This is a genomic window from Pedobacter sp. (assembly GCF_035566355.1).
GTDB lineage: Bacteria > Bacteroidota > Bacteroidia > Sphingobacteriales > Sphingobacteriaceae > Pedobacter.
The window spans coordinates 16,536-30,282 of sequence record NZ_DATMRL010000588.1; the positions used below are offsets into that span (position 1 = coordinate 16,536).

Consider the following 13,747-nt stretch of genomic DNA (forward strand, 5'->3'; position numbering starts at 1 on the left):
AAAAAATGAAAAAGATATATATATACTTAATGGTTTTTGGAATGGTCTCTGGCCTTTCCTTGTCCTCCTGCAAAAAGTATCTGGATGTCAATAAAGACCCAAATACGGCAGAAAGAGTCGATCCAAAATTGCTTTTCTCCTATGCTGTGGTTTCTTACATTAATTTAAGGTCAAGTGGTGATTTGTATATTCCATTTGCTTTAGCCGGACAATCTATTGCAACCGGGGGAAATAATCCAACAGGATGGGGTGTGCCATCGGAAGAGCAGTATAAAATCTCCTCTTTTAGTAATGGTAATTCCTGGAGGACGTATTATACAGCTGTAGGGGCGAATTTAAAGGAAGCAATTAAACTTGCGGAGTCAAATAGTCCTGTAAATAATAATGCAGCTGCACAAAGTAAGGTTGTTTTGGCCATGGCTAGTTATGAAATTACTACTGTTTTTGGAGATGTGCCTTTTTCTGAAGCCTGGAATACTGATATTCAGTATCCAAAATTTGATGCGCAGAAAGATGTTTTGGAGGGTTGTTTAACTCTGCTTGATGCTGCTTTAAAACAATTTGATGATGCCAGCCCCCTTAAGATAACGGATTATGACTTGTTTTATGGTGGTGATTTAAATAAGTGGAGAAGGTTAGCAAATTCTGTTAAGTTAAGAATTTTAATGACCATGGTAGATAAGGATCCAACTAAAGCAGCAGCAATCGGGGCACTTGTTACAGCAGGTAATCTTATTAGTGCACCAACGGACAATTGTTTGATTAATTATCAGGATGTTTCCGGAAAGAAGAATCCTAAGTATGCCTTGAGCGAGCAGTACAATGGAAATGTTAGTTTTTTCTTTGGAACGAAAAATGTTGTAGACTTTATGCGCCCTCTGAACGATCCGAGATTGCCTAAATTCTTTGCTAAACCTGCTGCCGCAGACAATTATTATGGGGTAGAGAACGGAGCCACAGCAGATGATAATGTGAATGTGAGAATTTCACCATCATTACAATCTGCAACGGAGCCAGAAATTTTGTTTGATTACCAGGAGGAACTTTTCTACGAGGCAGAGGTGCAGGCCCGCGGACTTGGTGTACCTGTTAACTTAGTTGCTGCAAATAGTTTATATATGAGGGCTGTTGCGGAATCTTGTAAATTTTATGGTGTAGATGCTACAACAGCAGAGACTTTTAGCAGTGGTTTGCCGAATTTAACAACAATGACGGCGGCAGCGGCAGTGAAATTGATCGATATGCATCACTGGGTAGATAAAATGGATAGGGGAATAGATGCTTTTACGCAATGGAGAAGATCTGGTCCTGATGGTAGCGAAACACCTGCGTTAAAGCTTCCAATTGGAGCGCCAGCAGGACCATTATTCAGGAGGTTTGAATATCCTATTACCAATGAAATTTCGACGAATCCTAATGCGCCTAAAAATCGGATTGTGTTTACAGAAAAAATGTGGTTTGACCTTTAATTAAGAATTGATTATGAAAAAGATTATAGTTTTAATATCCATTTTATCTGGTATCCTATTTTATTCTTGCAAGAAGAATGATTCACCAGGGGATAATTTTGGATTTGGCAATAACCTGCCGCCTTATGTAACCATAGAAAGTTTGGATGATATTGCAGCTGCTCCTGGTGATACGGTAAATATTGCCCTGCAGATGAGAACCAGTATACAGCAGACGGTTACGGCAACTTACTCGGCTGTGGGAGCTGTAAATGTTCCGAATGGAACAGTGGTGTTTAATAAAGAAGCCAAAGAGGCAATAGTTTCTTTTATTCTCCCGGCAAATGTTATTACGCCTCCTGCAACGTCGGCTTCTTTCGTTTTTAAGTTGGTCAAAGCACAAACTGCGGATGGAAAGGCTTTAACAATCGGACAGGATGCAAATGCTTCTGCCCAGAAAGTAAATGTTCTGATAGAGCCGTAAATTTTAAAAGTATTTTTTACTTAAAGCCGTCTCATAAGCCAATTGTGAGACGGCTTTTTATTTTCTTATGATATGCTCCATTCCCTAACCCATTGGTCGGTAAGGACGTTTTTATGATTATTGTACTGAAGACTATCCTTGCTAGTGGAGTTGCGATAAATCTGGTTACTGTCTGTGAATTGTTAAAAAATGTTAAATTTTTTTTCATTTCTAAGGTGCGTTTAGTTAGTTTAGTAATTAATATTCACCTAAATTTAATTTATTTATGAAAAAACTAATACTAAGTTTGTTTCTGTTTTTGGCTATTGCTGGCTCGGCGATTGCTCAAGACAGGACAATCACTGGTAAAGTTACTGGAAAGGAAGATGGCTTGCCCATCCCTGGAGTTTCAGTAAAGATTAGAGGAGCCCAAGGAGGAACCTCAACAAATTCAAATGGTACTTATTCAATAAAGGTTGGTGCTGGTGGCACAGCGCTGGAGTTCTCCTCTATTGGTTATGCAAACCAGTCGGTAGATATCGGCTCGGGAAATATCATTAATGTCTCTTTAGCTACGGATTCTAAAACACTGGGAGAAGTAGTTGTTACCGCTCTTGGAGTTTCAAGAGAGAAAAAAACATTGGGTTATTCCTCTACGCAGGTAAGTTCGGAAGAAATTAACCGGGCTGCCCCAACCAATCTGGTTTCCGGATTGCAGGGAAAAGTCGCGGGTATTGACATCTCTTCTACCTCAGGTCAGCCTGGTGGATCGAGTAAAGTGGTTTTGCGCGGGTTTTCTTCTATCGCAGGTAATAACCAGCCTTTGTATGTTGTGGATGGGGTACCAATCAACAATAGTCGTCCGGGTGGAACCTCTCCAACAAACAGTATTGGAGATTTGATGGACAACTATGATTTTGGAAATGCAGCTAATGATATTAACCCGAATGAGATTGAAAGCATAAGCATTTTAAAAGGTGCGGCTGCGAGTTCATTGTATGGGTCAAGGGCATCCAGCGGTGTTATTTTAATTACCACTAAAAAGGGTAAAGCGGGTTCGTTTAAGGTGGATTTCTCTAGTACTGCTGCATTTACAAAGGTCTCTATTGTGCCGGATCTTCAGGATCAGTATGGACAAGGATTTAGTAAATTTGCTTATATCGCAGAAAATGGTAGCTGGGGTGCCAAGTTAGATGGCCAAATGAGGCCTTGGGGTTCTGAAATAAACGGAGTAAGACAAGAAAAGCCTTTTGTAGCAGCTAAAAACAGTTTTAGAGACGCTTTTGATACAGGAAAGGAGTTTAATAACAACATTTCCTTGAGTGGAGGTAACGATATGTCTACCTTCCGTTTTTCTTATGGAAATGTGTACAGTAATGGTATTTTACCTGGAGATAATGATACCTATAAAAGAAATACTATTGGCCTAAACGGATCTACTAAATATAAGGCTTTGAGTTTGTCTGCATCTATGAACTATGTTGGAAAAAACACCAGGGCTGTTCAAACAGGGCAGGCGAATTCTGGTATTGGTTCTTCTTTCTATGAAGACATCCTGCAGATTCCTATAGATTTCCAGATTAAAAATTTTAAGGATTATACGAACCCTTATTATGACGTAGATGGGTACTTTAGTCCATTTGCGCAAAACCCTTACTATTCTGTTTTCGAAAATGGTTCAACTTTTAAAAGTGACAGGCTTTATGGTAATGTCGATTTGAAGGTAAAAGCCACAGATTGGTTGAGTTTCCAATTTCAACAGGGCTTTGATGTCAACAATATTGTTGACAAAATCTGGAATGCGAAAAACGCGCCTACACCTGGAAGCTGGTCTGGGGGTGGTAATGATGAAGGTGTAACCAGAAAGGCGAATGTTGGTAATGTTATTGAAGGATCCGAGAAATATTTCGAGTATGATTCAAAGTTGAATGCTCTTTTTAATAAAAAGATCAGTACGGATTTTGACATCAATGGTCTGATCGGATTAAACTATAATGACCGTGGTTCAAGGGTATTATATACCGGAATTGAAGATCTGGCCATTCCAGGCTTCTATCAGGTTGAAAATTCAGCTAATAGTCCAACAACAACGCAGACCTCTTTACAAAGGAGATTATATGGTCTGTATGGTTCTGCTACATTGGGGTATAAAAACTATGCCTTTTTAACCTTAAATGCTAGAAATGACTGGAGTTCTACTTTACCTCCGGACAACAGAAGCTATTTTTATCCTGGAGCAAACCTTTCATTATTGTTGTCGGAAGCTTTTGACCTTAAGAATGCAAAGATCAGCTTGCTGAAACTAAGGTTGGCCTATGGTAAAACGGGTAGTGACACGGATCCATACAGTATATATAATACACTTACAAAAGGAAATGTTAATCTTGGTTTTGGTAATATTGCTTTTCCGATTGATGGCGTGCCGGGATACTCCGTTTCAAATACTTTGAACAATAGTAATTTAAGGCCGGAGATCAGTACAGAAACGGAAATTGGAGGCGAACTTAGGTTCTTCGATAACCGCCTGGGGATTGATGCGACTTATTATAACAGGGTAACGAATGACCAGATTCTCCCGATCCCGGTTTCTCCTGGTACTGGTGTGGTTTTTAGAATAGTAAACTTTGGTAAAGTGCGTAACAGAGGAGTGGAGCTTGCTTTGAGTGGTACGCCAATTAAAACAAAGGACATTTCCTGGGATGTGGTATATACCTTTACCAGGAACAGAAATATGGTGCTGGAGTTGCCGGATGGCCTGGACAAGGTGGTGTTGAGAACAGCTTATGATGCTAAGTTGGTAGCGCGCGTTGGACAACCTCTTGGTGTGATTGAGGCACCGGTACCTAAAACTGACGCTCAGGGACATGTGATTGTCGGATCAAACGGTATTCCACTGGTTGCGGCTAATGATCAGGCTTATGGGACTTCGCAAAGAGATTTTATCATGGGATTGAATAATAATTTCAGATATAAGAACTTTACATTAGGTTTTGCTATTGATTATAAAAAAGGAGGTGTATTTTATTCAGGGACAGCGGACTTGTTAAACTTTGTCGGTAATGCTCAGAATACTTTATATAATGACAGAAGACCATTGGTTTGGCCAAACTCTGTAATTGAGGTTAAAAATGCTGCAGGGCAGGTGACAGGGTACAAGGAAAATTCTACAGCTGTGACCGAAAATAACTTTTTCTCTTTATACTATACCAATGACGGAAAAGGTGTGGTGTATAAGGAGTTAATCAAAGACAAGACATTCTTAAAGCTTAGAGAGATTACTTTGAGCTATGCTTTATCAGAAAAAATAGCCAAAAAGATTGGTGCAAGTAAGGCATCCCTTACTGTTTATGGCAGAAATCTTTTAACCTGGTTACCAAAAGAGAACAGGATGATTGATCCGGAGGTTTCAAATCTCGGTAATGATTTGTCCAGTGAGCTTGGAGAATTTAGGAGTGGTCCTTCTACTAAGAATTTTGGGCTAACTTTAAATGTAACTTTTTAGCGATCTACAATTATGAAAAATATATTCAAAAACAATAAAATATTAGTGGTTTCAATGCTGCTTGTTTTGCTGAGTTGCAAGAAGCTGGATATCAATCACAGTCCTAATAATCCTCCGGTGGAATCAGCAACTGTTGAGGTATTGTTCCCTACAGCGGTAATGTCAAGTGTTGGCCGTATAAATGGTGACTTGTCTATTGTTGGTGGGATTTGGGCCCAGTTCTGGACACAGAGTAATGGAGCGAGTCAATTCAGGACTGTTGATGCCTATTCTTTAACAAATTCTTCTACTTTTATCAATGGTCCATATGCCGAGTTGTATTCGGGAGCTTTAAATGATTATAATCTGGCTGGGCAGAAAGCATTGGCAGCAAAGGACTGGCGGTACAACCTGATGATTACGGTGATGAAGGCCTATACTTTTCAGGTGCTTGTTGATCTTTTTGATAAAGTGCCCTATACTGAAGCTTTTCAGCCGACAACAATATTACAACCAAAGTTTGACGATGGTTATACAATTTATAAGTCGCTGATTGCCAGTATAGATGATGCCTTGGCTAAAGATTATAGAGGAACGATCCATACTGATGATCAAACTAAAGTTGATTTTGTATTCGGTGATCATGGAAATGCTTCTTTTGAAACACAAATGAACAATTGGGAGAAATTCGCGAATACATTAAAACTGAAGATGTATCTCAGAATGGTTAACGCCAAACCTGCTGAAGCGGAAGCCGGAATTAAAAAGTTATATCAGGACGGTGCCAAATTTCTGGATGTAAATGCTGGTGTAAATAATTTTGTTGCGACTCCTGATAAAGGCAATCCTTTTTATGAGTATAATTTCAGAAGGTTAAATACACCAGATAATTTAAAGGCGAGCGTAACATTGACCAGCTGGCTGGATAAGAACCAGGATCCAAGAGCGGAAGCTTTCTTTGCAACGCCAAATCCGGTGCCTTCAATTGATCAGGGTGATTATTTAGGTGGTAATAATGATGCTGTAAATCCGGTTGTGAAAGTGACCGATCCGGCATGGTTGATTAGCTTGCCTGAGTCTTATTTTATGCAGGCCGAGGCTCGTGAGCGTTATTTTGGTGTTGGTTCAGGTGCCGCGCTGTATCAAAAAGGATTGAGTGCAGCATTTGCGCAGGCTGGTTTAACAGATGCTGATATCCCTGCGAGTTATGCGTATCCAGCGTCTTCTACACTTGAAACCAATATAGAGGCAATTATTGTTCAAAAATGGGCTTCTTTATTTGGTGCTCACGCCCTGGAAGCATTTTTTGAACGCAACAGGACAGGGTATCCAAAAACCAGCCCTTTTTATTCGTCAGATCCTGAATATAGAAATGACAAGACGGATCCGGCCCATCCTAAAGATCATGCCGGCGAATTTGTATATTCGGCTAATGGTGTAACCGGACCAGGTAATTTTCCACAAAGGTTTCTTTTTCCTGATGATGAAAAAAGCCGTAATACCAATACTCCAGCTGAGGTTCCGATCTATACTAAAGTTTGGTGGGGTAAATAGTCTGATGTTAATAGATTAAGATTTAAAAAAAATGAAAAAATATATTTTAAGAAATACGTTAATCCTGCTTTCGGTGCTGCTATCTGTTTCTTCTTGTAAGAAGGATTTGGTTCCCGCAGGAGGGACAAATGTCGAAAAAATGGCAGGTGACTGGTATGTTAAAGTCAATAATGGGACTGGGTTCTATCTCACCATTTACACCTTTAATACGGCGGATAATTCTTCTACTGCAATGTGGCTTCAGGCAAATGGGCTTACTGATAACAATATTCATGTTGCAACTGATACTGCTGTACCCGGTCTTCCCATAGGAGTTAAGGGAAAAGTTAATGTGGACTTAGGAGGTCAGACTTTTTCAGGGGCAAACATTACTAACGAGAACACCAATGCCGCCGTCAAAACCTTTAGTGTTGCAAATGGAAAGATTATAACTAATGGAACAACCGGACCGGCGTCGAAGACACCTTCGGATGCGATCAGTTTTGATCTGATTGTTAATGGAGTGACCTATAAGGTTTCTGGTTATCATAAGACTGGATTTTTGGAGGACATTCCTCCGAGAGGATAGCTCTTGTTCATTTATTTAAGGCTGTCACCAATTTTTTGGTGACAGCCTTTTTTTTATTAGTTGAATTTCATGGGGTTGAATTAGTTACTCTGGGTGTGTTTTTTATTGAATGTTCTTGCTACAATATTTAATAGTCAAGCACAATAATGTTATGTCTTCTTAAAAAAAATGTTAAATAATGTTAAAAAATATTTGCGGGGGATGGAATAAACGAATATATTAGGCGATTATTATTCACCTAAATTTAAAATTCATGAAAAAACTTCTACAAAGTTTGTTCGTGTTTATGCTTTTTGCGGTTTCTGCAATGGCACAACAACGGACGATTACTGGTACAGTTACAGGGAAAGAAGATGGCTTGCCATTACCTGGTGTAAGTGTAAAAGTTAAAGGTACCAAAACCGGAACAATGACCGGTTCCGATGGTAAATTCTCTATTAGTGCGGAGTCCGGGGCTCAAATAGAATTCTCTTCAATAGGTTATCTTTCTCATTCAAGAACTGTTGCAGCTGGAAATGTAATTAATGTTGCTTTAGAATCGGATGCAAAAAGCCTCGGTGAGGTTATTGTAACGGCTAATGCGATAAAACGTGAAAAAAGAACCTTAGGTTATTCTGCGCCAACGATTAAAAATGAAGAGTTGGTACAGGGTGGTAGCCCAAGTGTAATCAGCTCTTTAGCTGGTAAAGTTGCGGGTATTAACGTAACTTCTAGCTCAAGTACTCCTGGTAGTTCATCAAGGGTAGTATTACGCGGAGGTTCTTCTATTTCTGGTTCTAACCAGGCCTTGATTGTTGTGGATGGTGTTCCAATTGATAACTCAAGTGTAATTGGAGGTTCTTCTGTTTTGGCGAGTGTTGACTTTGGTAACAGAGGTAATGACCTTGCGCCAGATGATATTGCGTCGGTTACCGTTTTGAAAGGCCCGGCGGCTGCCGCACTTTATGGTTCACGTGCATCTAACGGTGCCTTGGTGATCACAACTAAAACGGGTTCAAAAGGCGCAGACAAAACTTCGATCACTTTTACAACGTCAAATACCTTTTCTAACGTTTTGAAATTACCAGATTATCAAAATGAATATGGACAGGGTTATATTGATGAAGTTTCCGCTGATGGAAAGTCTGCAACTTATATAACTGACTTTAAGGAAAATGGTAGCTGGGGCGCTCCTTTTACAGGTGTTGTTCAACCATGGGGTCAGGAAATTGATGGCGTTCGTCAAACTAAACCCTATTCTGCAGTAAAAAATAATGTAAAGGATTTCTTCACTACAGGCTTTGCTACTGATAACAATTTAAGCTTTTCAGGCGGCGGAGAAAAAACAACTTATTTCTTAGGATTAAATTCACTGAATTCTAATGGTGTTTTTCCAGGTAATTATGACCAATTCAATAAATATGGTGTTAGATTTAATGGAACCTCTGAGTTTAGTAATAAATTTACAGCTGGCGTATCTTTCAATTATACAAGAATTGATGCCAATGAAGTAGGTGGCGGACAAGGTGCTGGTTCTGTTTACAATAACGTATTACAAACCCCTAGAGATATCGATTTGCCTTCTTTAGCTGATCTTAGCAATAAGTATAACGGTTATGGTTATACAGATGCAAAAGGGGTTAAACATCCAAATTCTTATGGATATTATGGTACATATACCCAAAATCCATACTGGATCCTACAAAACTATAAAAACTTAAATGATGTAAGCCGCGTTACTGGTAACTTTAATATCGCTTACAATCCTTATAGCTGGTTAAATATTAAAGAACGTGTAGGTATCGATACCTATTCAGATAGACGCCGTACATTAGCTCCGAAATATTCATTTGTTGACATCGATAACAATCCGGATGGACAATATGCTGGTACAAATACCCGCTCAAGTAACGGTAATTACCAAATCGATCAGTTTAATGTAACAGAGTTGGTTCATGATTTGATGATTTCAGCTTCACATAAATTCAATGATGATTTTGAAGGATCAATAATGATTGGTAACAACATTCGCCAAAGACAGACAAACAGTTTAAGTACTGGAGTTAACGCTTCAGGTGGATTAGTTGTACCGGGATGGTATAACCTGAATAATAGTAATGGTCCGGTAAATGTTCTTACTGATCAACTTACTAAAAGAAGATTAGTTGGTTTATATGCAGATTTGAACCTTTCTTATAAAAACTTTTTGTTTTTGGAAGCTACTGCAAGAAATGACTGGTCTTCTACATTGCCAACTAATAACAATTCCTTTTTCTATCCTAGTGTAAGTGGATCATTTGTGTTTACCGAATTGTTGAAAAACTCTTCAATAAACAACATCTTGAGTTATGGTAAATTAAGGTCCAGCTGGGCTCAGGTAGGTAACGATACTGACCCGTACCAGCTATTAACAACCTTTTCTAAATCTACAGTTAACGGAAGTTTTGGAAGTACTGTTTTTCCTTTCGGTAACGTAGCTGCACTTACTGCAGGTACTACTTTAGGTAATATTAACCTCAAACCAGAAAAAACAGCTGCTTTTGAGATTGGTACGGAGCTTGGTTTCTTAGATAACAGGATCTCTGTTGATTTTAGTTATTACAAGAGCAATTCAAAAGATCAGATCCTGACTATTCCTATTCCAAATTCAACAGGATATGGCTTTAGTTTAGTAAATGCCGGAGAGGTTCAGAATAAAGGTGTGGAGTTAAGCTTAAGAGGAACCATCGTTAAATCAAGTGATGTAACTTGGGAGATGTACGGTTCTTATACCAAAAACAACAACAAAGTATTGTCATTAATGCCTGGTGTAGATCAAATTTCTATTGGTGGTTTTTCTGGGATGACGGCTGTTGCTGCTGTTGGCAGACCTTATGGTGAGTTTTATGCGGTAACAACCTTAACAGATGATCAGGGAAGAACTGTGGTGGATAGCAAAACAGGTATTCCTTTGAGCACCCCGACAGCACAATATGTTGGAAACTACAACCCGAAATATCAAGCTTCATTAGGAACTAATTTGCGCTACAAGCATGTTAGCCTGAATGTTCTTTTTGATACTAAGCAAGGAGGGGTATTCTTCTCAAGAACACGAGATATTACTGCTTTTGCTGGTGTTTCTGCTGAAACTGGAGGACAGAGAATAGGTGCAATTTTCCCTAATTCTGTTTATAAAGACGCTAGTGGCAAATATGTTCCAAATACCTCTGTTGGTTATATCAAACAAAATTATTACGGAAGCGAGCCTGCCGGTGCGGATATGGTAGATGGTTCATTCGTGAAATTACGTTCTGCTAGCCTTTCTTATACGTTTACTAAGGAGCAATTAAAACGTACACCTTTTGGTTCTTTTGCAATAGGTGTTTATGGAAATAACTTGTTCATTTGGACACCTAAGTCTAACCAGTGGGCAGATCCTGAGATCAACTCTGCGGGAGCAGGAAATCTTCAGGGATTTGACTTTACTGCACAGCCATCTGTGCGTAATTATGGTATTAACCTAAAAGCTTCATTTTAATCAAAAACTCAATTAGTATGAGAACAAAAAATATTTATAATCCTAAAAGATTGCTTCTATTAGCTCTTATTGGGGTAGTTGGTATGACAGGATGTAAGAAATTTCTGGATATCAACCAAAATCCAAACAATCCTGACAGTGCAGATCCTAACTTGCTTTTACCTACTGTGGAAGCTTCTGTTGGACAGGTTGTTGGGAATGCGTTTCAGGTGTATGGAGGCATGTATGCACAATATTGGACACAAAGTCCTAATGCTTCCCAGTATAGAAGCGTTGATCAGTATAGATTGACGAATACAAGTTTTGATCGTCCTTGGCTTACGATTTATCGTAACAGCTTGATCAATGCGGATTTGATTATTAAAAATCCGGGAACAAGTTTAGAATACACTAAGGGAATCGCCTATATTCTGAAAGCATACACTTATCAGCTGGCGACAGATGCATTTGGTGACGTGCCATTGAGCCAGGCTTTACAAGGGAATGGTTTTGGTAGCCCAAAATACGATACCCAGGAATTGGTATATGACAGCATTTTTAATTATATTGATAAAGGAAAGGCTCTTTTAGCAATAAATTCCAATTCGCCTGGTGCTCAGGATTTGGTTTTTGGAGGCTCACCTACGAACTGGACTGCCTTTGCTAATACGTTAAAACTTAGAGCTTATTTAAGGTTAACTAAAATAAACCCTGCAAAAGCTGAGGCTGGAGTTAAGGCGCTTTATGCTGCTGGTGCAACATTCCTCGCGGCTGATGCGTCTATTAAATATTCAACAGTTGGTGGTAACCAAAATCCGCTTTTCAATGAGACCGTGGCTTTAAATACACAGAATCTCGTTGCTAGTTCTACAGCAGTTAATGCATTTACAAGAAACAATGACCCTAGGGTAAATAAGTTTTATGATGATGTTGCAGGACAAACTGCAAAATCCATTGTTCAGGGAAGCTTTAACTCCTCTGGGGTGGCTAAACTTGTTGCGGTTCCTTCTTCTTTGGTAGGTGGTAATTTAGCTAATGGTACCTCTGCCACTGCGCCGGTAAAATTGATTTCAGCTGCAGAAAGCTATTTCCTGCAGGCTGAAGCTGTAGCAAGAGGCTGGGCATCTGGTGATGTCGTTGCGCTTGTTAAAAGCGGTGTAACAGCCAGCTTTGTTGCAACGGGTTTATCTGCCGGTGATGCAACTACGTATTTTACCAATGCTCAAGATGGACAAGCTGCGTTTGATGCGGCATCAACAGTAGAGTTAAAGGTTAAGGCAATTATTACTCAGAAATACTATGCGATGTGTGGTTTTCAGGGTTTTGAGGCTTGGTCCGAGTATAGAAGAACTGGATATCCTAACTTCTTAATTACTTCGGTTGCTTCTACCTTAGCTGCAGGTAAATTGCCACTTCGTTTATTGTATCCAAATAGTGAGGCTACTTCTAACTTAAACTTTCCAGGTAACCAAACTATTGATGTTCCTGTTTGGTGGGGTAAGAATACGGTAGTAACTCCGGCTCCATAATTAAATTAAAGTTTATTATATCAAAAAGGCTACCTCTTCAGGTGGCCTTTTTGATTAATAGAGTAGTTTGTAACTTCTTTATCATTTTGGAAAAAGCATTTTTGGGAGGTTTATATTTTCGTATCTTGTTGATACACATAAATGAACCATATTATGAAAAAATTACTTCTCTTCTGCGGCCTGGCTTGCCTGCTTGCTTCCTGTTCTAAATATCAGATCAATACAGTAAGCTCTACAACAACTAAAAAAGATCTGAACTCCGGTGATTTTATTTTTGAAAATGATACCCTGGCCATTGTGTACAGGTTCAATGGGCAAAATGCGCCTTTGAGGATTCAAATCAAAAATAAACTGAATGATCCTTTATATATTGATTGGAAACGATCTTCTTTAATTGTAAAGGACCAGGCAATAAATTATATGGGTAATATAATTAAGATAGGTGGTTCTTTTGAGAGTTCAAAGGATCCGCTCTTTTCTAACTTAAATTATAGAACAGGAACATTGGATGCTAGTGCCACTTTACCTGAAGAGTCTAGTTTTATTCCTCCGCATGCCATGATAGATAAGGTGCTTCTGAATGTTACTGATAATTTTTTATCAGTTTCTGATGATATGTTTCAAAAGCGACTTGCTTATTCAAAAAAAGGAGATGAATCTTTTTATGTTAAATCGGCAGCATTCACGAAAGATAATTCGCCATTGGTTTTTAGAAGTTACTTGACAATTTATATTGATAAAGGTAAAGAATCAAAAATGATCCCATCCCAGCAGGAATTCTATATCTCAGAGTCCATACAAACAGCAAGGAGCCCAAAGAGCACGGAATTCTATATGGGAGACCGTTCTGATGTTTTTTATAATAGCAAAACGACGGGATATGGGAAGGTTATTGCTTTGACTGCTGTAGTTGGGGTTGTTGGGGCTACGGCAGCCTTGACAGATGCTACAAAGCCAAAAGATAAATAGTCATTTGTTTTATTGATTTATCTGAATTTGTAATGGTATTGGTTTGGGGATGCCCTCGATCCTTAGCCTTCAGGTTTTTATTTCAAGTTTTTATAATTGAAAATAAGGGAGTTATGGAGATACTTGAAATAATAGTGAGAATATGTTTGCGTGTAGGGATTTTTTTTCTACTTTTGCATCCCGCTTCGGAAGGAAGGGGACAGCAGAAAAGGTTAGTGAGGAGGATTTGAAGAGAGGTTTAGCAGGGTGTTAGGGTTATT

At 39.0% G+C, this 13,747-nt stretch carries 8 protein-coding genes; all 8 read left to right on the plus strand.

Annotation, left to right across the window (positions count from 1 at the left end; genetic code table 11):
- Window positions 1-5 precede the first annotated feature (5 nt).
- The 8 genes from VNZ46_RS23110 (at window position 6) to VNZ46_RS23145 (ending at window position 13,487) form a co-directional block, all read left to right on the plus strand.
- On the plus strand, window positions 6-1,469 hold the full coding sequence (locus VNZ46_RS23110) for a SusD/RagB family nutrient-binding outer membrane lipoprotein (protein ID WP_325563039.1): 1,464 nt from the start codon (window positions 6-8) through the stop codon (window positions 1,467-1,469).
- Window positions 1,470-1,482: 13 nt separating this feature from the next.
- Complete coding sequence (locus tag VNZ46_RS23115) at window positions 1,483-1,932, plus strand: hypothetical protein (RefSeq protein WP_325563040.1); 450 nt, start codon at window positions 1,483-1,485, stop codon at window positions 1,930-1,932.
- 265 nt (window positions 1,933-2,197) lie between these two features.
- A complete protein-coding gene (locus VNZ46_RS23120) occupies window positions 2,198-5,413 on the plus strand; it encodes a SusC/RagA family TonB-linked outer membrane protein (RefSeq protein WP_325563042.1) in 3,216 nt (1,071 codons plus the stop codon).
- A gap of 12 nt (window positions 5,414-5,425) precedes the next feature.
- Window positions 5,426-6,946, plus strand: coding sequence for a SusD/RagB family nutrient-binding outer membrane lipoprotein (locus tag VNZ46_RS23125; RefSeq protein ID WP_325563044.1), 1,521 nt, complete (start codon window positions 5,426-5,428; stop codon window positions 6,944-6,946).
- Window positions 6,947-6,977: 31 nt separating this feature from the next.
- On the plus strand, window positions 6,978-7,514 hold the full coding sequence (locus VNZ46_RS23130; protein WP_325563046.1) for a lipid-binding protein: 537 nt from the start codon (window positions 6,978-6,980) through the stop codon (window positions 7,512-7,514).
- Between the two features lie 253 nt (window positions 7,515-7,767).
- The gene (locus VNZ46_RS23135; RefSeq protein WP_325563048.1) at window positions 7,768-11,010 is read left to right on the plus strand and encodes a SusC/RagA family TonB-linked outer membrane protein; all 3,243 of its coding nucleotides are present in this window, start codon (window positions 7,768-7,770) and stop codon (window positions 11,008-11,010) included.
- Between the two features lie 17 nt (window positions 11,011-11,027).
- The gene (locus tag VNZ46_RS23140; RefSeq protein ID WP_325563050.1) at window positions 11,028-12,518 is read left to right on the plus strand and encodes a SusD/RagB family nutrient-binding outer membrane lipoprotein; all 1,491 of its coding nucleotides are present in this window, start codon (window positions 11,028-11,030) and stop codon (window positions 12,516-12,518) included.
- 153 nt (window positions 12,519-12,671) lie between these two features.
- Window positions 12,672-13,487, plus strand: a complete 816-nt coding sequence (locus tag VNZ46_RS23145) for a hypothetical protein (protein ID WP_325563052.1) — start codon at window positions 12,672-12,674, stop codon at window positions 13,485-13,487.
- Window positions 13,488-13,747: the final 260 nt, after the last annotated feature.